Origin of the sequence: Mesorhizobium sp. M1D.F.Ca.ET.231.01.1.1 (assembly GCF_003999155.2) — a bacterium.
Classification (GTDB): domain Bacteria; phylum Pseudomonadota; class Alphaproteobacteria; order Rhizobiales; family Rhizobiaceae; genus Mesorhizobium.
Window position 1 is genome coordinate 89,290 of the sequence record NZ_RZOZ02000015.1, and the last position, 20,754, is coordinate 110,043.

A 20,754-nucleotide genomic window follows, 5' to 3' on the forward strand; every position below is an offset into this window, starting at 1 on the left:
TTCAGTTCGGCAGAGAGGGCGCTTTTGTACACACTTTGCGATCGTGGCGGCCCCGTGGGCAGATCTGCAAGCTGCCGCGACACTAACCTCTCGAAGCCCGCCCGCCCGCCTGTTGATGCGTGTCTCCCAGTAAGATTCCTGTCCAAGAACGTGATAATCTTCTTGCCAGTGTTGTAGCTGATGTTGCCCTTGATGCCGCAGCCTACCGCGGCGGGACCAAACTCAATGGCAAGCAGGCCGGCTAGGATCGTGCAGCCAGTCGCGAGCCTCGCCCACAACGGGGTCTCACGCGCATGAGGGCGCCGACCATGGGTTCGGCGGTTCGTACGCGTATAACACGTATCTTTCTGAAAAAATCAATGCTCTCGGCTAAGCTACTGAATTATTTGGCTTCCATATAGCGCGTCGGCGGAACCAACTTGTAGACGGGCTATGAAAGGTTAAGCGCGGATGTCTATCGGCCGCCGGCGTTCCCGCTCTGTAAGCCTGCCTGAACTACCCGCGCCGCGGTCAAGCCCCAGGCTCCTGCTCATCCAGCGACCGCCCGATCAATGGCAGGCTGGAAAGACAAGAGCCGATGTCTTCCGATGGTCTCGCCATCAGCTTTGGGCTAACTTCCCCATTCTCCCGCTTCGAGCTCGACACACGGCGGTTTGGATGGCGCACGACAATCTGTGTCGGCTTTGTCGTGTCCGTGACAGACGCCTGAAAGGCCCGTTCGCGCGTTTTGCCGCCGTCTAAGCGGCTGGAATTTAATGACAAAGTTTTTTCTGGGATCGGCCGATCACGCTGGTACGCTTTTTGCGATGCTTGGTGTGAGGCGGCACGAGCTGCCTATCGGCACTTGTGTCGCGGGCAGTCGCGATGATTAGAACGAAGGAAGGAAAGCTATTATGTCAGGTCTGCGTCAGATCGCCTTTTACGGAAAAGGCGGCATCGGCAAGTCCACCACGTCCCAAAATACGCTCGCTGCCCTTGTCGACCTCGGGCAGAGAATCCTCATCGTAGGATGCGACCCCAAAGCCGATTCCACACGCTTGATCCTGAATTCGAAAGCTCAGGATACCGTCCTGGATCTCGCCGCACAGGAAGGTTCGGTGGAAGACCTCGAACTCCAGGACGTGCTCAAGGTGGGCTACAGAGGCATCAAGTGCGTGGAGTCCGGCGGCCCCGAGCCGGGTGTCGGTTGCGCCGGCCGCGGCGTCATCACCTCGATCAATTTCCTCGAGGAGAATGGCGCTTATGACGATGTCGATTATGTCTCCTATGACGTCCTCGGCGACGTGGTATGCGGCGGCTTCGCCATGCCGATCCGCGAAGGCAAGGCCCAGGAGATCTATATCGTCATGTCCGGCGAGATGATGGCGCTCTATGCCGCCAACAACATCGCCAAGGGCATCCTCAAATATGCCCATTCGGGCGGTGTGCGGCTGGGCGGGCTGATCTGCAATGAACGTCAAACCGACCGCGAACTCGATCTGGCCGAAGCACTGGCTGGCCGATTGAATTCCAAGCTCATCCACTTCGTGCCCCGCGACAACATCGTCCAACATGCCGAACTCAGGAAGATGTCGGTGATCCAGTACGCGCCGGACTCAAAGCAGGCAGGGGAATACCGCGCTCTGGCCGAGAAGATCCACGCCAATTCGGGCCAGGGTACGATCCCGACGCCGATCACCATGGAGGAGCTGGAGGAGATGCTGCTCGACTTCGGCATCATGAAGACCGACGAGCAGATGCTTGCCGAGCTTCACTCCAAGGAAGCGGCGAAGGCGGCGGCCCAGTAGTGACATTAGCGCTGCCATGAATCGGCGCGCCTTGCAGAGAACGGCGCCTATTCTTTGAGGCGTCACCCAACCTTGAAAGGGGGACTCATGAGCCGGGAATACGAGAATGACGGTGCTCTTCATGCGAAGCTTATCGAAGAGGTGCTGTCGCATTATCCCGACAAGGCGGCGAAGCGCCGCAAGAAGCACCTCAACGTCGCAAAGAGCGGCAACGAGGCTGGCGGGGAAAGCGAGGTCCTTTCCGAATGCGACGTCAAATCGAACATCAAGTCCATTCCCGGGGTGATGACGATTCGCGGCTGTGCATATGCTGGTTCGAAAGGCGTGGTGTGGGGGCCAGTCAAGGATATGGTCCATATCTCGCACGGCCCGGTCGGCTGCGGCCAATATTCTTGGTCGCAGCGCCGCAACTACTACGTCGGTACAACGGGCGTCGACACGTTCGGGACAATGCAGTTCACCTCCGATTTCCAGGAGAAGGACATCGTCTTCGGCGGCGACAAGAAGCTGGAACAGATCATTGACGAGATTGAAGTCTTGTTTCCGCTCAACAACGGCATCACCGTGCAGTCCGAATGCCCTATCGGCCTGATTGGCGATGACACCGAGGCCGTTTCTCGCAAAAAGACCAAGGAGTATGACAAGACGATCGTGCCGGTACGCTGCGAGGGCTTCCGCGGCGTCTCGCAGTCGCTTGGCCACCACATCGCCAATGATGCAATCCGGGATTGGGTCTTCGACAAAAAGGATGTCAAGTTCGAGGCCGGCCCCTACGACGTCAACGTCATCGGCGACTACAATATCGGCGGCGATGCCTGGGCCTCGCGCATACTGCTTGAGGAGATAGGGCTGCGCGTGGTTGGCAACTGGTCGGGTGACGCCACACTCGCAGAGATCGAGCGCGCCCCGAAGGCTAAGCTCAATCTTATCCACTGCTACCGGTCGATGAATTACATCTGTCGGCATATGGAGGAAAAGTATGGCGTCGCCTGGATGGAGTACAATTTCTTCGGTCCCTCCCAGATCGAAGCCTCTCTGCGCAACATAGCCAAGCATTTTGGGCCGGAAATCGAGGAGAAGACCGAAAAGGTCATTGCCAAGTACAGGCCGCTTGTTGATGCGGTCATCGCCAAGTACCTGTCGCGCCTGGAAGGAAATACCGTGATGCTCTATGTGGGCGGCCTGCGCCCCCGCCACGTCGTCACGGCCTACGAGGACCTCGGCATGGTCATCGTGGGCACCGGCTATGAATTCGCCCACAGCGACGACTATCAGCGCACCGGCCACTACGTGAAGAACGGCACGCTGATCTACGATGACGTGACCGGCTATGAGTTGGAGAAATTCATCGAAGGGATTCGCCCAAATCTGGTCGGCTCGGGAATCAAAGAAAAATACCCGGTGCAGAAGATGGGCATACCGTTCCGCCAGATGCATTCCTGGGATTATTCAGGCCCGTATCACGGCTACGATGGCTTTGCCATTTTCGCACGTGATGTGGATCTCGCCATTAACAACCCGGTCTGGGACCTATTCCACGCGCCTTGGAAAAGAAGCCGGGGCGATGAGCGGGCGATGGCTGCCGAATAAACATTTGCTTCAGCCCCAGTCTCCCACTGAGACGGTGAACTCCCGCGGCCTCTGATCCGCCGGAGCCTGGAACGTCTTGACGTCCTGAGCTGCCGTCCCGCGCAGCCAGATGCAAAAGAGGTAATCATCATGCCGCAGTCGGCTGAAAAAATTCTCGATCACGCTCCCCTGTTCCGCGAGCCGGAATACAGAAAGATGCTCGCTGAGAAGAAGCTAAACTTCGAATGTCCGCACCCCGATGAAATCATTTCCGATCAGCGCGATTTCACCCAGACGTGGGAATACCGCGAAAAGAACCTCGCCCGCAAAGCGCTTGTCGTGAACCCGGCCAAGGCCTGCCAGCCGCTGGGTGCGGTATTCGCTGCCGCCGGCTTCGAGCGAACCATGTCCTTCGTCCACGGCAGCCAAGGTTGCGTCGCCTATTACCGCTCGCACCTGTCGCGCCATTTCAAGGAGCCTGCCGCGGCGGTCTCCTCCTCAATGACCGAGGATGCGGCGGTGTTTGGCGGCCTGAAGAACATGGTCGACGGGCTCGCCAACACCTACCAGCTCTACGACCCCAAGATGATTGCCGTGTCGACGACCTGTATGGCAGAGGTCATTGGCGACGACCTGCACAGCTTCATCCAGAACGCCAAGGACGAAGATTCAGTCCCGCGCGACTTCGACGTGCCCTTTGCCCACACCCCGGCCTTCGTTGGCAGTCATGTCGACGGCTATGACAACATGGTCAAAGGCATTTTGGAGCACTTCTGGAAAGGTCAGGAGCGTACGCAAATCGAAGGAACCATCAACATCATTCCGGGCTTCGACGGCTTCTGCGTCGGCAACAACCGGGAGCTCAAGCGCCTGCTCGATGTAATGGGCGTGTCCTATACATTGATCCAGGATGCCTCTGACCAGTTCGATACGCCTTCGGACGGTGAATACCGCATGTATGACGGGGGCACGAAGATCAACGAGGTGAAGAAGGCCCTCAACGCCGAGGCAACGCTTTCGCTGCAGCATCACAACACCCGAAAGACACTGGGCTATTGCGAGGAGGTCGGGCAGGCGACGGCCTCGTTCCACTATCCGCTCGGCGTTCAGGCGACGGACGAATTCCTGATGGAGGTCGCGGCGATTTCCGGCAAGGAGATTCCCGAGGCAATTCGCCTCGAGCGCGGCCGACTGGTAGACGCCATGGCGGACAGCCAATCCTGGTTGCATGGTAAGAAATACGCCATCTACGGTGATCCCGACTTCGTTCACGCAATGGCCCGCTTTGTCATGGAGACCGGCGGCGAGCCAACCCATTGCCTCGCCACCAATGGCACCTCGGCATGGGAAGCCGATTTGAAGAAGCTGCTAGCATCCTCGCCTTTCGGCAAGGCTGCCCAGGTTTGGGCGGGCAAGGACCTGTGGGCGCTGCGCTCACTGCTCTTTACCGAGCCGGTGGACCTTTTGATCGGCAATTCCTACGGCAAGTACCTGGAGCGCGACACCGGAACACCGCTGATCCGGCTGATGTTTCCGATCTTCGATCGGCACCATCATCACCGCTTTGCGCTCTTTGGCTACCAGGGAGCGTTGCGCGTGCTGACGACGATCCTCGACAAGATCTTCGACAAACTCGATCGCGAGACGAGCGAGACGGGTGTGACGGATTATTCCTATGACCTCACGCGCTAAGAGCCGTGGCCGGCTTTTCGCCGAGGCCATTCCTTGCCCAATGGACTGGGGAGGCTGAGCAATGTCCTCCCTCAGCGCCAAAATCAAGGACGCCTTCGATGAGCCCGCCTGCGATAAGAACCGTGGCAAAGATGCCAAGGCGCGCAAGGAGGGCTGCTCGAAGTCGCTGACACCAGGGGCGGCAGCCGGCGGCTGCGCCTTTGACGGAGCCAAGATCGTCCTGCAGCCGATCACCGACGTTGCGCATCTGGTCCATGCGCCGCTCGCCTGCGAGGGCAATTCTTGGGACAACCGTGGTGCGGTTTCGTCAGGGCCGACCTTGTGGCGGACAAGCTTCACGACCGACCTCACCGAACTCGACCTTGTGATGGGGCAGGGCGAGCGGAAACTCTTCAAGGCGATCCGCGAGATCAAGCACACATACGCGCCGCCGGCGATCTTCGTCTACTCGACTTGCGTAACGGCGCTGATCGGTGACGACATCGAGGCCGTGTGCAAACGCGCCACGGAAAAGTTCGGTTTGGCCGTGGTGCCGATCAATGCGCCTGGCCTGGCAGGCTCCAAGAACCTCGGCAATAAGCTCGCCGCCGAGGCGTTGCTCGATCATGTCATCGGCACGGTCGAACCCGACGACCCCGGACCCTACGACATCAACATCCTTGGCGAATTCAACCTCTCGGGCGAATTCTGGCTTGTAAAGCCGCTCCTCGATCGGCTCGGGATCCGGGTGCGCGCCTGCATTCCCGGCGATGCGCGTTACCGCGACATTGCTTCCGCGCACCGCGCCCGGGCGGCAATGATGGTGTGCTCGACCGCGCTGATCAGTCTTGCCCGCAAGATGGAGGAGCGCTGGGACATCCCGTTCTTCGAGGGCTCCTTCTATGGCATCTCCGACACATCGCAAGCTCTTCGAAACCTTGTCAGGCTGCTGGTGAGGAAGGGCGCCGATCCGGAGATCCTCGAGCGCACAGAGACGCTGATCGCGCAGCAGGAGGCGATCGCGTGGAAGAAACTCGAATCCTACCGGCAAAGGCTCCAAGGCAAGCGCGTGCTGCTCAACACAGGCGGTGTGAAGTCCTGGTCGGTTGTCCATGCGCTGATGGAGATCGGAATCGAGATCGTCGGCACCTCGATCAAGAAATCTACGGTGCAGGACAAGGAGCGCATCAAACAAGTTCTCAAGCACGACAAGCACATGTTCGAATCCATGGCTGCGAGCGAGCTGTACGCCATGCTCTCTGAACACAGGGCCGATATCATGCTGTCGGGCGGTCGCACGCAATTCATTGCGCTCAAGGCCAAGACGCCCTGGCTCGATATCAACCAGGAGCGCCAGCATCCTTATGCCGGCTATGACGGCATGGTGGAACTCGTACGCCAGATCGACCTCGCCATTCACAATCCGATCTGGTCTCAGGTGCGCCAGCCGGCCCCGTGGGATTGCCAGCCTGAGCTGATAGGCGAATTGCCGTGCACGAGGAACGAGACCGCGTACCTGTTTGATGAATTCGCCTGCGCGACGGCACACGAGTGTTGAGGCGACCGATGGCCCGCATCCTTCCCCAGAGCAAATCGGCGGCAGTCAACCCGCTGAAGTCGTCGCAGCCGCTGGGTGCCGCCTTTGCCTTTCTTGGCGTCGACGGTGCGATGCCGCTGTTCCACGGCAGCCAAGGCTGCACAAGCTTTGCGCTCGTTCTCTTCGTGCGGCACTTCAAAGAAGCGATTCCCTTGCAGACTACGGCGATGGATGAGGTGGCGACCATCCTCGGCGCAGCCGACCATCTGGAAGAGGCGATCCTCAACCTCAAGAACCGCACGAAGCCAACGCTGATCGGGGTGTGCACGACCGCGCTGGTGGAGACGCGTGGCGAAGATTGCGCGGGTGATATTGCCAACATCATGCGGAAGCACACGCAACAGCTTGCGGGTACGGAGGTCGTGCTGGCCAACACGCCGGATTTTGACGGCGCGATCGAAGAGGGCTGGGCCAAGGCAGTCACCGCAATGATCGAAGGGATTACGCGCTCGGGCGAACGGGCGCGGCACCCGAAGAAGATCGCAATCCTGCCCGGATGCAACCTCTCTATCGCCGACATCGAGCATATGCGGGACATGGTTGAAAGCTTTGGGCTCAAGCCGGTTATTCTGCCCGACATTTCAGGCTCGCTCGACGGTACGGTTCCTGACCGCTGGGTAGCGACCACATACGGCGGCACCAGCGTCGAAGACATTCGCGAGTTGGGCACGGCCATGCAATGCATCGCCATCGGTGAGCACATGCGCCGCCCGGCGAAAGCGCTGCACGGGTTGACCGGCGTGCCTTACGTGTTGTTCCAGTCACTGACTGGGCTGCAGGACACGGACCGCTTCGTGTCGCTGCTGTCTGCGATTTCGGGCGCGGCGGTACCGGCCCGCGTGCGCCGGCGCCGGGCGCAATTGCAGGACGCGATGCTCGACGGACATTTCCATTTCGGCGGCAAGAAAATTGCCATCGCTGCCGAACCAGACCAGCTGTTCCAACTTGCGACCTTCTTTGCTGGCCTCGGCTCCGAGATAGCCGCGGCCGTCACAACGACCGACAGGTCTAAAATTCTCGAGAAAGTCCCGGCGGTTTCGGTTCAGATCGGCGATCTCGGCGATCTGGAAAGTCTTGCCGTCGGTGCTGACCTGCTTGTCACGCATTCGCACGGGCGCCAAGCATCGGAGCGGCTCCGAATTCCGCTCATGCGCATCGGGTTCCCGGTCTTCGATCGACTAGGCAGCCAGCACAAGCTCGCAATTCTCTATCAGGGCACCCGCGACATGATCTTCGAGGTCGCCAGCATCTTCCAGGCCAACCAACACGCGCCCACTCCTGAGGCGCTTGATCCACTCCGTAATCGAGAAATATCACGATGAACGCTGTTCGCCGCCTCTCGCTGGTCAGTAGTGAGGTTTTCGCCCCGATGCCTGAACGACGTAAGGGCGCATTGCGCGTTGCGATCGCCACTCAGGACATGCAGGACCTCAACGCCCATTTCGGGTCGGCCAGGCGCTTTGCTGTCTACGACGTGACGCGCGAGGAATGGAATCTCGTAGAAGCCGTGGCCTTCGATGACGTGTCCGATGAAAGCGGGGAGCATCGGGCCGAGCGCGATGATCGCATCACGCCAAAGGTGGATGCGCTCAAGGGCTGTCAGATCCTGTTTTGTCTGGCAATTGGCGGCCCTTCGGCAGCCAAGCTTGTCGCGGCAAAAATCCACCCGATCAAAGTGGCGGAGCCCCAATCGATCCCACAGGTGCTCTTGCGCACGCAGATGATGCTCAGGACGTGTCCTCCGCCTTGGCTGCGCAAGGTGCTGGCGCGAGCGGGCATTGCCGAAAAGAAACCGTCCTTCGAGGACGAGGACTGAAAAGAGGAGGACGCCAATGCCTGACCCCGCAATCCCCCCAGCTGTCGCCGAAGACGAGGCGGCTCTTTGCACCCCGTTCGTCAAATGCCTCGTGCGGCTGATCCGTTCTCAGGATTCCTATGGCTCGTGGGAACGCAAAGCGGACGCTGAGCTGCTGGGCGACTTCATCATTACCAAGGAACAGCGCCGAGGGATCCCAATCATCGGAGATCCCGATCCCGACGTGCTGTGGAGGCTCGACAAGTACTACGCCGCCATCGGGCTTGCGATCGAGGAGCGCTGCGGCCTTATGGCATCGCCGATGATCCAGGTGAGCCATGAGGGTTTTGGTCGGGTGCTTTTCACGACCGGACGGCTGGTCGTTTTGTCCAAAACGCTGCGCGATGTCCACCGGTTTGGCTTCGAGACGCTCCTGAAGCTCGCCACGGCCGGTACGAAGCTGGTCGACGATGCGATTTCAGTCATCGAAACCTTTCCCCACGTGGCGCTGGCATGATGGGCGCGATTTTCGAGAAAGGCCATCATGACGGACCCGAGAAACTATGTTGGCCAGTCCCCTCGATCCAGGGACTCGAGGCCGACCAGGTTGTTGGGGTATCGCCGATGAAGAAGCCGCTGGTCCTGATCTGCTCGCAAGATGCCGAGTTCTATCTGCTCTACAGCCACATACTGGAGGTTGACGGTTTCAGCAGTGAGACGGCAGACGGCGCGAAGGCTGCGCTGGCCTTGGCCGAACAACGGGAGCTTCAGGCCGTAGTGCTGGATTGCGACCCAGCCAGCATAAACGGGTCCGCAATTTGCGCCCACCTCAAGCGGGAACCGCGCACCACCGACCTGCCTATCATCGCCCTGATCGCGCCTGGCGCCGAGCACCAGCACCTCGATCTCTTGAAGGCAGGCGTTGAGAGCTTTGTGCGGCCGGTGGCTCCGGCCAAGCTGCTCGACTGCCTGCGGGCGAGGCTCGGGCTGACCAAGCGTGGTCCGAACGGGGTTGAAAACGACAGTTGGATTTGTTGTGGAGGCCTGGAGATGAAGCTCGATGCCCATCGGGTTCGCGGTAATGGCCACGACATCCATCTCGGACGGATCGATTTCAACGTGCTGCGGCTTATGATTGAGGCCCCCGGCAAGGTCTTCAGCCGGGACGAGCTTATCGGGGCGGCCTGGCTGCCCAACATTCATGTCGGTGCACGCACCGTCGATGTCCATATCAGCCGAATCAGGAGGGCGCTGAAAACGGCCTTGCCCGGCAGCGTCATTCGCACCGTCAGGTCGGCCGGCTACTCGCTCGAGAAGCCGGACGACTGAAATCGGTGATCGAACGTGGTGCCGCTCTCTCTTCCTCCTGAGAGCGGTGTTGCCGCTTTGAGGCGCTCCTAACGAAGACCAGGAGAAGCAGGCAAATGGAATTTAAAAGCATATTCAGTGTGACGGGTGCTGATCATTCTGATGAGGACCTCACAACAGCTGCCGGACTGTGTGCCGAGGTCGGCGCGCACCTATCGGTACTCATTATACCGCCTCCATTGCTCTTGATGTTGTCTCCGCCCCCCGAATGGAATACAGGACGTGCACAGGCAATTGCAGTACCGAACTATCGATTTCAGCAAATCGAGAAATTTTCACAGGACGTGACCAGAATGGAAAGACGGTCCGCGGATATCCTCAAAAGGCTGAAAGCTATGTCGCTTTCCTGTGACGTTGACACCGACTATTGCGATCCGGCTAGCCTCGGTGAAGTGGCACGACAGCGGGCGCTCTGCGCTGACCTGACGATCGTTGGAGGAGACCTCCTCAACGATGAGACTCTCGGACCTCCTGTTGTCAACGGCTGCTTGTTCGATAGCGGAAAGCCGGTGCTCATCGTGCCGAAGGGCGTTAAGGCGACGCTGTCGCCTCGACGCGTGCTGGTCGGCTGGGATTCGCGTGTAGAGGCCTCGCGTGCGGTTCGGGAAGCTCTTAGTATCCTATCCGCTGCCAAGGAAGTCTGTGTCGCTATGGTCGATCCAAAGGCGCAAAACAACGGGAAAGGCGCGCAGTCTGGAGCTGACATCGCTGCCTATCTTACTCGGCACGGTGCTCGGGTCTCCGTTGACCTGCTTAAGAGCGCCGGCAAATCGGCGGGCACAGTGCTGACCCAGCACGCGAACGACATCTGTGCTGACATGATGGTTATGGGTGCTTATGGCAGCCGTGGGCTGCGTGAGCGGATTTTCGGCGGTCCGCCGAGCTGGAGCTTTGGGAAGACCACATTGCCGCTGTTTTTGGCTCGCTGATCAGCTCCGTAGGAACACCGATCAGGTCGTAGGACCGCCAACCAGTCCGAAGTCGTCGTCGGTTACCGGTCGGATTGCGGAGACATGGCTGGATCCGCGAACATCTTGCGACGCTTGTCAGAGCCAAACCGGACGCCTCGACTGCTTCACGACGCTCTCGTGAACCAACTCGTGCGAGATCGTCCGCAACGGGCAGTAAAGACGAACGGCTGCAGCAGACCGCAGCCAAGCCACAGGGCGGGTGTACCAGGAGACCCCGCCTCGTGCGCGAACCCTGTTGGAAGGCCCCTTATCAGTACCCGGACGCGCGTCAAATCGGCGGCTGTCCCTGTCAGCCTGCGGTGTGCAAGGGCCGCTGCCGCGGAGCTTCCCCTGCCCGATCGTCGGGCGTGCGACAATGTCGGATTCCAGACGAGCTGGAACTGCGCGAACTCGTTGGTTTGACAGGTCTTTATCCGGCACGCCGCATGCATGGGAGTCTCCGAAAGCATTAAGAGCCGTTATCCATGGTTACGCCCCTCGAAAGAAAGAGCCGCTTCCGTCGTGGCAGGGAAACAGCCACTCCTGGGGTGGAGGCCGGCGCTAGAAGCCGCCGTAAGATCCGGAAGAGCCGCGCGACAGCATCACACACTTTCCTTCTGCTCTTGGGTTCGGATCACGCCGCGCCGCTGTCGATGCCGCCGACATTGAGCCCAAGACCTGGAAGGCGGCACACGCTTTTGCTGTCCTCTCAGTCGGGACCGCGGCTCAAGCATGCCTGTGAGGTTCGCATTGCTCAATGCCCGGCAATCGACGTCAACATGCCGCTGAGTTGGAAAACACTCCTAGAGGAGTAAGGATAAGTGGACCTCTTTTGTATTGGTGTGGGTGCTGGACCATCTAATTTGAGCCTTGCGTGTCAGATACAGGAAGAGATTGCGCAAGGGGCACTGTTCCTGGACCGGGAGGTCGATTTCCGAGGACATCCAGGCAGCGCTTTCGATTGCGCGGAGCTCCAGGTCGGCCACTTCCAGGATCTGGTTACTCTGGTCAATCCGCGATCAGCCTACACATTCGTAAACTACCTCCACGAGAACGGGCGTCTTTACAATTTCCTCAATGCGCAATTTCACGGGGTGCTTAGAGCCGAGTTCGCCCAATATCTCAACTGGGCGTTCCAGAAGAATCCGCTTGTCCGTGGCGGCGAGGCCGTTCGCGAAATCCGCTTTGACGGCGAGTTTCGCGTGCGGACGGACAACGCGGTCCTTGATGCAAGAAACCTCGTCATCGACATAGGCAAGCAGGCGCAAATTCCGCCTCAGTTTCATGGCTGGACTGGACCCAACCTGTTCCACTCATCTGAGTTGGCCCACATCAATCCTGAGGTGCAAAAAAAGCATGTCTGCGTTGTTGGCGGCGGACAGTCGGGAGCCGAGCTGCTACTGCACCTTGTCGGCCGGCCGAAAGAACGGCGGCCCGCGGCGATCACATGGGTCTTGACGCGCGAGATGCCTTTCGACGACCACGCGTTCACAAACGGGCTGTTCACGCCATGCTTCTCGGATCGTTTTGCTGCGATGAGCGAGGTGCATCGACAGCTGTTCCTGCGGCGTTTCGCGCTTGCCTCCGAGGGCATTTCAGAAAGCAAGTTGCGCGCGGTCTATCAGGCGCTCTACCACCACGCCTTTCTCGAGCCACACCAATGCGAGATCACATTGCGGCCAAGTTGCAACGTGTCGCGCTGCATCAATGCCGGAGCAGGGCACAGGCTCACGCTGCAACGCGGCTTGGACAACATCGGAGAAGTAACCGCCGATATCGTCATCCTGGCCACCGGGTACGAGAAACCGCTGCCGGGTTTCCTAGAACCGATCGCAGATCGCCTCGAACAGATCGGCAATGAGCTCGCCATCGGCGAGGATTTTTCGGTGTACTGGGACGGACCGCGAGACCGACGCCTTTTCGTTCAGAACGCCTGCCTTGGACAGCGCGGGCTGGCTGATCCGAACTTTGGGCTGCTGGCCTGGCGAGCGCGCCGCATCCTTGACAGCCTTCTGCGGCGCGCGCCATGCGCCAATCCCGAGCATCTAGGGTTCATCAACCGTCCCTTGACGGAGTGCTGGCCCGACCTCGGAGTCGAACAAATGGGCAGCGGGATATGATTCGTCGATATTGATGATCGGCGGTGGCATTCAGGAAAGATTTCCGCCTCTGGCGGCAAAAGCGGGACGAGCAATATTCCTACGGCGTCAGATCGCTCTGCTCGCGCTTGAGCAAGGTAGCGTCGCGCGACTCCTGCTTGGCGTGAAACAGCAAAGGGCATTCAATCACGATGCAGCTTTACGTGCTGTCGGGCTCAACGCCACGTGGATCGAGCCCAACGCCGCCGTTGGCAACCGCGACGCGAATTATGACGCCGGGCCACATGCGGCGGTGGCTGCAAGGGTACCGAGCCTCTCCCGCACTTTCGACCCCATCGCCGAAGTGCGACTACTCCAGGACGCCGAAGCCGGTCTTATCGCCAGCGGGCCAGCCAAACTCTCACCTTCCTAAACGGCAGCCGCTAAGGTGAGCCGTCGAAAGCCGACATTCAGGTTAACGTCAGCTGGCCGTGTTAGGGCTCGCTTATTCAAGGCGGTACCGGCGCTTGCCGAAGCTAAGAAGGGTTGGCATGCCCTTTGCCGTGCTTGATGTGCGGCAACACGGTGAGAGCTCCGCTGAAGCAAGCGAGAGGGAGCAATGCCCTCGAGACCGTGTCCGATTTTGACTGGAAAATATTCCGCGACAAAAGAGACGAAAGGTGTGGAATGACTTTGGACACCAAGATGGAACTGCGTATGGGGTCCCCGGCTCCTGCGCTGAAAGTGGAGAACTGGCTGCGTGGCGAGCCCCTCACGAGCCTTCGGCCCGGCAAGGTCTACCTCGTTGAATTTTGGGCGACTTGGTGCCGACCATGTGTCCACGCCATGCCCCATTTGATCGAACTGCAGGAGAAATATAAAGACAGCGGATTTGAGATTATCGGAGTCGCAGCTTGCGAAAAGGCTGCAACCGCGGACGAAGCGCGGACCAACGTGGATGCCTGGCTGACCGAGAAGTTCCCGAATCTGAATTATCGGACAGCGTTCGATTGCACTGGCGAAATGAAAAAGCTCTGGCTGGAACCCAGCTCTTCGTTCGGGATTCCCACCTCGTTCGTGGTCGACCGCGACGGCCACATCGCTTATATCGGCCACCCGGCACCTCTCGATGACGTTTTGCCGAAAGTCCTTAACGGCAGCTGGCGCAGCAGCTATGAAGCGAAAGCCGTCGATGCAAAGCGAATCTCGCGTGTGCGCGAATCGTCGCTGAGTCAGCCGATATACGCCAAACTTGGGCCGGCGATGCAGGACGAGGATTGGGCAGCGGCACTATTGGCCATCGAAGAAGGCCTCGCCGTGATGCCAGACTCTTTTGATTTTCGGCGGGTTCATGCGGATATTCTGCTTCACAAGCTGCGCGACATCAAAACCGGCTTGCCGCTTATGCGCGAATTGGTCGAGGACGCGATCAACAAAAAGTTCGAAGCGATGTCTTGGGTGGTGATGGCGCTGAACCAACTCTTCCATCCCACGATCGACAACTCCCATCTTCCGCATGATGATCGCTTTGCGATGGGCAAGGAGCTCTCCGAACAGATCCTGGAACTTAATCCTCCGCAAGGCGATGGAGACTTTAAATTCGGGTGTTACTTTCCGGTCGCTCAGTATTATTACGAGAGCGGCAACAAGGACCGGGCGATCGAGTTGATCGAGGTGGCAATCAAATCGCTGGACCATTCGGAGCCAGTGCCGGACCAAACCAAACAGCGCTACCTCACCTCGTTGCTCCAAGCCCTGGCCAACTACACGGGTGAGCCTGCCTGTCACGCGGGTCTCTGTGTGGCTCCGCAAAACAAGACTTCCGAAACTCAAAACGCTGTCACTTCCTGAGCAAGGATCGCGAAGGGCATGACAATTGGAATTGAACACCGGCAAATCCGCCCGCCCAGGCGCACTTCGCAGCAATAACGTCGATGCCGCAAAAGTGCGCGGCTTGCGGCAGGTGGAATTTCCATTGCGTTTACCTCGGGTCGAACCGCGGCGCAGGCGTTCGCGCCGCGGTGAAAGGTCTCGCATTGGTGGACGTGCTCGAGGTCGGCCACGGGACACTGTTGCGTGGGATCGGCTCGCCCAAGCCATTCCCCGCCCACGCAAGCGCCCGAACCACACATCGCAGAAAAAGAGATCGTCCTTCAAGAGGAGTACTGAAATTGGGGAAAAGCGAAATTCCTCATGAACCGGTTGGCCCTGCTGTCCACGGGGACGGCGAGGCCCTTGCTTCCCCGTTCGTCAAATGCCTCCTGCGGCTCATTCGTACTCAGGATTCCTTCGGCTTATGGGAAGGCCATTCGGATGCCGAGCTGCTGGCCGAGTTCATCATCACCAAGCAACAGCAACGTGCGGTACCCTTTGGCGGCGATCCCGATCCTGACGCGCTGTGGAGGCTCGACATGTTTTACACCGCCGTAGCGCTTGCGATCGAGGAGCGCTCCGGCGTGTCGACGTCGCCGACAATAGAAATGAAACCCGTGGGGGCTTCCGGCGGTTGGGCGTTCTGTCGAGACGTCCACCGGTTCGGCTTCGAGACTTTCCGCAAACTTGCTGAGGCCGGTACGAAACTGGTCGACGATGCGACTGCAGCCATTGAAGCCTAGCCCGAGATGGAGCGCATCAAGAAACCATTGTTCCAGAAAGGATCTATGTCAGACCTAGATAGGATGAGGAAAAAAGTCTGAAAGCTCCAGTTGCGTGCAGCTATTGCCAAGATGGCATTGCAGGACCTCGTCGAGGGTCTGCCGGGCAAGTGGGCCGACATACAGGAAGTCGCCGAGAAAACCCAAGCCGTTTATGCCGAGTTGGATGTTGCCAAGAGAGAACTCGCTTCAATGAAGAATTTAGGATGATGCGCACATTCACCACCCGTGACGGCTCCATTTGGATGCCGCCGTACCTGACCTCCATCGATAGCAAACCTGCATCGGCTGCTGCCGTTGTTTCAAGGTCTGCTCGCGCGATGTCATGCATCTTCACGGCGTTGATGATGCGGGTGAAATCCTCGGCCCCTGCGATGACGAGGACGACGATTTCGACGGCAAGCTCAATCGCATGATCATGGTTGTCGATGATGCCGGCCGCTGCATCGGCTGCGGAGCCTGCGGCCGCGTCTGCCCCAAGAACTGCCAGACGCATGTTGCGGCCGACGAGCTCGCAACATGATCTGGCGAAAACCAGGGGAGCGGCGTGCACTTCATCTTTTTGTCGGCTCGTGGGGCTGGTCCTGTGCAGCAATGCGTCGATGGTTTACTTCGCTTTGGATTCGCTCCGTGTGGCAGTCGTCACGACGCTGGCCTGTTCGCTGCTGCTTCAGGCCGGCTCCTTCGGCCGCGTGCTCTTTCTGATCTGGCAGTCCTCTAGCCGCGCTCGTGGAACTCGCCACAGGGGCCAGCATGCCGATGGTTACAGGAAAGCTCGGGTACCAGTCGTCTGACTCTGATCAACTGCGGAATGCAATTTTCAGCTGTGTCCCGGCTTGGTCGAATGCCCAGCATGTGCTGCTGCTTTGATGCGCGGATGACAGGATCAGTGCTCAGACCCACACCAATTTTGGTCACCCTCTGATGACTGAGCTGATCGTATAGGGAATCTGTGTTCGGCTAACACGCGACCATACCCCTGGGCTGACCGGTGCGTAGCAGGTTCAGGTACTTTTTTGCTGGAGATAGCATGCTGGAAAAATTCGAACGTTATCCGCTCACCTTTGGACCCACGCCGATCGAGAGGCTCGACCGCCTCGGCAAGCATCTGGGCGACAAGGTGGAAATCTACGTCAAACGCGAGGACTGCAACTCCGGTCTCGCGTTCGGCGGAAACAAGCTGCGCAAGCTCGAATACATTGTGCCCGACGCGATCGCGTCAGATGCCGATACGCTCGTCACAATCGGTGGCGTGCAGTCCAACCATACGCGCATGGTCGCTGCGGTCGCCGCCAAGATCGGCATGAAATGCCTCCTGGTCCAGGAGAGCTGGGTCCCACATGATGATGCTGTCTACGACCGGGTCGGCAATATCCTCTTGAGCCGCATCATGGGGGCAGAGGTGCGCCTGGTTGACGAGGGCTTTGACATCGGCATCCGCCGCAGCTGGGAAAAGGCACTTTATGAAGTCAAGGCAAGGGGCGGCAGGCCATATGCGATACCTGCCGGCGCCTCTGTCCACAAATACGGCGGCCTGGGCTATGTGGGGTTCGCTGAGGAGGTGCGTGCCCAGGAAGAGCAGCTTGGGTTTGCCTTCGACTATATCGTCGTCTGTACGGTGACTGGTTCAACCCACGGCGGCATGCTCGTCGGGTTCGCCAAGGATGGTCGACAGCGCAACGTGATCGGTATCGATGCCTCCGCCATGCCCGCCAAGACCAAGGCGCAGGTGCTTGGCATCGCCCAAAATACAGCGAAGCTCGTCCACCTCGGAGCGGAAATTGTCGAGGCAGACGTGGTGTTGTTCATGGACTACGCGTACCCGGGTTATGGCGTTCCATCGGAGGAAACCAAAGAGGCAATCCGTTTGTGCGCGCGGCTCGAGGGCATGATTACGGACCCCGTTTACGAGGGCAAATCGATGCAAGGGATGATCGACCTCGTCCAGAGGGGCTTCTTTCCACAGGGATCGAGGGTCCTCTACGCACATCTAGGCGGCGCACCGGCGATCAACGGGTACGGCTACACCTTTCGCAACGGCTGACGTTCGGCAGTCTGCGATTCCGCGGTCGCGCTCGAACGTGGGTAGGTAGCGTCGTTCGAGCGCTTGGCTGGAGAAGTGGAGGCAGCGACGGGCATCCACTAATTGGTACCATTACGTGCTGTCGGTGCTCAACGCCACGCGCATTGAGCGCATGCCGCCGTTGGCAACCGCGAGGCGAATTTTGACTCCGGGGCAAGAATCCACACGCGGCGGTGGCGGCACGAGGACCAAGCCGGCGAGTTCGCGCTTTCGAACTGGCGCCAAACTGCCACTGCTCGAGGACCGAGGCCAGTCTAATCACAGGCGAGCCGTCCAAGCTCTCAAGAGTGATAGGGCGAAACCCGACAGCGGCAGAAGACATGTCGGGTTCACGACAATCGGCCGCATTTGGCCTCGTGGAGAATTTCAAAGCATTTCCCGCCGCTTACCGGAGCTGAGGGAATTGGCACCTCCGTTGCAGCTTGATGTGCGGCAACACGGTGAGAGCTTCGCTGAAGCAAGCCAGAGGGAGCGATGCCCTCGAGACCGTGTCCGATTTTGACTGGAAAATATTCCGCGACAAAAGAGACGAAAGGTGTGGAATGACTTTGGACACCAAGATGGAACTGCGTATGGGGTCCCCGGCTCCTGCGATCAAAGTGGAGAACTGGCTGCGTGGCGAGCCCCTCACGAACTTTCGGCCCGGCAAGGTCTACCTCGTTGAGTTTTGGGCGACTTGGTGCGGACCATGTGTCGACGCCATGCCCCATTTGATCGAACTGCAGGAGAAATATGAAGGCAGCGGATTTGAGGCGGTCGGAGTTGCCGCCTGCGAACAGGGTCCTACCGCAGACGAGGCGCGGACCAACGTGGATGCCTGGCTGACCGAGGAGTTCCCGAATCTGAATTATCGTATCGGGTTCGATTACATTGGCGAAATGAACAAGCTCTGGATGGATCCCAGCTCTTCGATTGGGATTCCCACCTCGTTCGTGGTCGACCGCGACGGCCACATCGCTTTTATCGGCCACCCGGCGGAACTCGATGACGTTTTGCCGAAAGTCCTTAACGGCAGCTGGCGCAGCAGCTATGAAGCGAAAGCCGCCGATGCAAAGCGCATCGCGCATAACCAACTTGCAGCGCGCGAAATGTCGCTTACCGGGCCGATATACGCCAAACTTGAGCCGGCGATGCAGGCCGAGAATTGGACGGCGGCGCTCTTGGCCATCGAAGAAGGCCTCGCCTTGATGCCAGACTCTTGTGAGTTCCGGCAGATTCATGCGGATCTTCTGCTTCACAAGCTGCGCGACATCAAGACCGGCATGCCGGTCATGCGAGAATTGGTCGAGGACGCGATCGACAAAACGTCCGACGCGGTGTCGTGGATGGCCTTGGCCCTCAACCAACTCTTCGATCCCACGATGGACAATTCCCATCTTCCGCGCGCGGAGCGCTTTGCGATGGGCAACGAGCTCTCGGAACAGATACTGGCACTCAATCCCCCGAACGGCGATGGCCCGTTTAAGTACCTCCGGTACCTCCCGGTAGCTCAGTATTATTACGAGAGCGGCAACAAAGATCGCGCAATCGAGTTGATCGAGGTGGCACTGAAATCGGTGGACCGGCTGGGGCCAATTCCGGACCACACCAAACAGTACTATCTTACCCCATTGCTCGAAGCACTGGCCAACTACACGGGTGAGCCTGCCTGTCACGCGGATCTTTGTGTGGCTCCGCAAAAGAAGGCACCCGAAACTCAAAACGCAGTCACTTCCTGAGCAAGAATCGCGAAGGGACTGACAATTGGAATTGAACACTGGCCAATCCGCCCATCGAGGCTCTCTTCGCAGCAAGTATGTCGATGCAGCAGGGCGGCGGCTTGCGGCAGGTTGGATTTCAATTGCGTTGACCACCGGTCGGATCGCGGCGCAGACAATGTGCGCCGCGAATTCGCGCCGCAGGTCTCGCACTCGTGGACATGTCGAGGTCGGCCACGGGGCACTCTTGGGGTTGGCCCGCCCAAGCCATTCGTCGGCCACGCAAGCCGACCCGGAGTGGGCATCGCAGGAAAAGGAAATCGTACCTCGAAGACGAAGACTGAAATGACGAACAACGAAATTCCTCCGGTTGGCCCTGCTGTCCACAAGGACGACGAGGCCCTTGCTTCCCCGTTCGTCAAATGCCTCCTGCGGCTCATTCGTACTCAGGATTCCTTCGGCTTATGGGAAGGCCATTCGGATGCCGAGCTGCTGGCCGAGTTCATCATCACCAAGCAACAGCAACGTGCGGTACCCTTTGGCGGCGATCCCGATCCTGACGCGCTGTGGAGGCTCGACATGTTTTACACCGCCGTAGCGCTTGCGATCGAGGAGCGCTCCGGCGTGTCGACGTCGCCGACAATAGAAATGAAACCCGTGGGGGCTTCCAGCGGTTGGGCGTTCTGTCGAGACGTCCACCGGTTCGGCTTCGAGACTTTCCGCAAACTTGCTGAGGCCGGTACGAAACTGGTCGACGATGCGACTGCAGCCATTGAAGCCTAGCCCGAGATGGAGCGCATCAACAAAACCATTGTTCCAGGAAGGATCTATGTCAGACCTAGATAAGATGAGGAAGAAAGTCCGAAAGCTCCAGTTGCGTGCAGCTATTGCCAAGATGGCATTGCAGGACCTTGTCGAGGGTCTGCCGGGCAAGTGGGCCGACATACAGGAAGTCGCCGAGAAAACCCAAGCCGTTTATGCCGAGTTGGATGTTGCCAAGAGAGAACTCGCTTCAATGAAGAATTTAGGATGATGCGCACATTCACCACCCGTGACGGCTCCATTTGGATGCCGTCGTACCTGACCTCCATCGATAGCAAGACCTGCATCGGCTGCTGCCGTTGTTTCAAGGTCTGCTCGCGCGATGTCATGCATCTTCACGGCGTTGATGATGCGGGTGAAATCCTCGGCCCCTGCGATGACGAGGACGACGATTTCGACGGCAAGCTCAATCGCATGATCATGGTTGTCGATGATGCCGGCCGCTGCATCGGCTGCGGAGCCTGCGGCCGCGTCTGCCCCAAGAACTGCCAGACGCATGTTGCGGCCGACGAGCTCGCAACATGATCTGGCGAAAACCAGGAGAACGGCGTTGCACTTCATCTTTTTGTCGGCTCGTGGGGCTGGTCCTGTGCAGCAATGCGTCGATGGTTTACTTCGCTTTGGATTCGCTCCGTGTGGCAGTCGTCACGACGCTGGCCTGTTCGCTGCTGCTTCAGGCCGAC

Annotated in this window: 20 protein-coding genes and 1 pseudogene; all 21 read left to right on the forward strand. The window is 59.0% G+C overall.

From position 1 onward, the window contains the following. The first annotated feature begins 893 nt into the window (after nucleotides 1-893). A complete protein-coding gene (nifH, locus tag EN874_RS29095) occupies nucleotides 894-1,787 on the forward strand; it encodes a nitrogenase iron protein (RefSeq protein WP_024505261.1) in 894 nt (297 codons plus the stop codon). Between the two features lie 87 nt (nucleotides 1,788-1,874). After that, a complete protein-coding gene (gene nifD, locus EN874_RS29100; protein WP_024505262.1) occupies nucleotides 1,875-3,377 on the forward strand; it encodes a nitrogenase molybdenum-iron protein alpha chain in 1,503 nt (500 codons plus the stop codon). 129 nt (nucleotides 3,378-3,506) lie between these two features. After that, nucleotides 3,507-5,048 (forward strand): nitrogenase molybdenum-iron protein subunit beta, encoded by a 1,542-nt coding sequence (nifK, locus tag EN874_RS29105; protein WP_126063826.1) that lies wholly within the window; start codon nucleotides 3,507-3,509, stop codon nucleotides 5,046-5,048. Between the two features lie 61 nt (nucleotides 5,049-5,109). Next, nucleotides 5,110-6,585 carry a nitrogenase iron-molybdenum cofactor biosynthesis protein NifE gene (nifE, locus tag EN874_RS29110; RefSeq protein WP_095489376.1) on the forward strand — a complete coding sequence of 492 codons (1,476 nt, stop codon included), beginning with the start codon at nucleotides 5,110-5,112 and terminating at the stop codon, nucleotides 6,583-6,585. Nucleotides 6,586-6,593: 8 nt separating this feature from the next. Next, entirely contained in the window at nucleotides 6,594-7,946 is a 1,353-nt protein-coding gene (gene nifN / locus EN874_RS29115; protein ID WP_126063827.1) for a nitrogenase iron-molybdenum cofactor biosynthesis protein NifN, read from the forward strand. Beyond that, the gene (gene nifX, locus EN874_RS29120; protein ID WP_063169371.1) at nucleotides 7,943-8,440 is read left to right on the forward strand and encodes a nitrogen fixation protein NifX; all 498 of its coding nucleotides are present in this window, start codon (nucleotides 7,943-7,945) and stop codon (nucleotides 8,438-8,440) included. The genes nifN and nifX overlap by 4 nt, the downstream gene beginning before the upstream one ends. A gap of 16 nt (nucleotides 8,441-8,456) precedes the next feature. Further along, nucleotides 8,457-8,936 carry a NifX-associated nitrogen fixation protein gene (locus tag EN874_RS29125; protein WP_024505267.1) on the forward strand — a complete coding sequence of 160 codons (480 nt, stop codon included), beginning with the start codon at nucleotides 8,457-8,459 and terminating at the stop codon, nucleotides 8,934-8,936. Nucleotides 8,937-9,043: 107 nt separating this feature from the next. Further along, nucleotides 9,044-9,748, forward strand: coding sequence for a response regulator transcription factor (locus EN874_RS29130; protein ID WP_224571202.1), 705 nt, complete (start codon nucleotides 9,044-9,046; stop codon nucleotides 9,746-9,748). Nucleotides 9,749-9,843: 95 nt separating this feature from the next. Beyond that, nucleotides 9,844-10,716, forward strand: a complete 873-nt coding sequence (locus EN874_RS29135; RefSeq protein ID WP_126087041.1) for a universal stress protein — start codon at nucleotides 9,844-9,846, stop codon at nucleotides 10,714-10,716. Between the two features lie 842 nt (nucleotides 10,717-11,558). Next, nucleotides 11,559-12,857 carry a SidA/IucD/PvdA family monooxygenase gene (locus EN874_RS29140; RefSeq protein WP_063169368.1) on the forward strand — a complete coding sequence of 433 codons (1,299 nt, stop codon included), beginning with the start codon at nucleotides 11,559-11,561 and terminating at the stop codon, nucleotides 12,855-12,857. A gap of 10 nt (nucleotides 12,858-12,867) precedes the next feature. Beyond that, entirely contained in the window at nucleotides 12,868-13,248 is a 381-nt protein-coding gene (locus EN874_RS29145; RefSeq protein WP_126080606.1) for a hypothetical protein, read from the forward strand. Between the two features lie 272 nt (nucleotides 13,249-13,520). Next, nucleotides 13,521-14,666, forward strand: a complete 1,146-nt coding sequence (locus EN874_RS29150) for a TlpA disulfide reductase family protein (protein WP_063170388.1) — start codon at nucleotides 13,521-13,523, stop codon at nucleotides 14,664-14,666. Nucleotides 14,667-14,986: 320 nt separating this feature from the next. Continuing rightward, complete coding sequence (locus tag EN874_RS29155) at nucleotides 14,987-15,430, forward strand: DUF269 domain-containing protein (protein ID WP_245458601.1); 444 nt, start codon at nucleotides 14,987-14,989, stop codon at nucleotides 15,428-15,430. Nucleotides 15,431-15,520: 90 nt separating this feature from the next. After that, complete coding sequence (locus EN874_RS29160; protein ID WP_224571204.1) at nucleotides 15,521-15,679, forward strand: CCE_0567 family metalloprotein; 159 nt, start codon at nucleotides 15,521-15,523, stop codon at nucleotides 15,677-15,679. Continuing rightward, nucleotides 15,676-15,992 (forward strand): annotated as a pseudogene (gene fdxB, locus EN874_RS29165) (ferredoxin III, nif-specific). Before EN874_RS29160 ends, fdxB (EN874_RS29165) begins: the two are co-directional and overlap by 4 nt. Before the next feature lie 79 nt (nucleotides 15,993-16,071). Further along, the gene (locus EN874_RS34595) at nucleotides 16,072-16,263 is read left to right on the forward strand and encodes an exopolysaccharide production repressor protein (protein ID WP_127394248.1); all 192 of its coding nucleotides are present in this window, start codon (nucleotides 16,072-16,074) and stop codon (nucleotides 16,261-16,263) included. A gap of 236 nt (nucleotides 16,264-16,499) precedes the next feature. Continuing rightward, nucleotides 16,500-17,513, forward strand: a complete 1,014-nt coding sequence (locus EN874_RS29175; RefSeq protein ID WP_024505903.1) for a 1-aminocyclopropane-1-carboxylate deaminase — start codon at nucleotides 16,500-16,502, stop codon at nucleotides 17,511-17,513. Nucleotides 17,514-18,112: 599 nt separating this feature from the next. Then, entirely contained in the window at nucleotides 18,113-19,270 is a 1,158-nt protein-coding gene (locus EN874_RS29180; RefSeq protein ID WP_126097328.1) for a TlpA disulfide reductase family protein, read from the forward strand. A 324-nt stretch (nucleotides 19,271-19,594) separates the two neighbouring features. Continuing rightward, entirely contained in the window at nucleotides 19,595-20,032 is a 438-nt protein-coding gene (locus EN874_RS29185) for a DUF269 domain-containing protein (RefSeq protein ID WP_126097329.1), read from the forward strand. Nucleotides 20,033-20,078: 46 nt separating this feature from the next. After that, nucleotides 20,079-20,282: a CCE_0567 family metalloprotein gene (locus tag EN874_RS29190; protein WP_063169367.1), complete on the forward strand. Its 204-nt coding sequence runs from the start codon at nucleotides 20,079-20,081 to the stop codon at nucleotides 20,280-20,282. Next, a complete protein-coding gene (fdxB, locus tag EN874_RS29195; RefSeq protein WP_174800308.1) occupies nucleotides 20,279-20,596 on the forward strand; it encodes a ferredoxin III, nif-specific in 318 nt (105 codons plus the stop codon). The genes EN874_RS29190 and fdxB (EN874_RS29195) overlap by 4 nt, the downstream gene beginning before the upstream one ends. The last annotated feature ends 158 nt before the right edge of the window (nucleotides 20,597-20,754 follow it).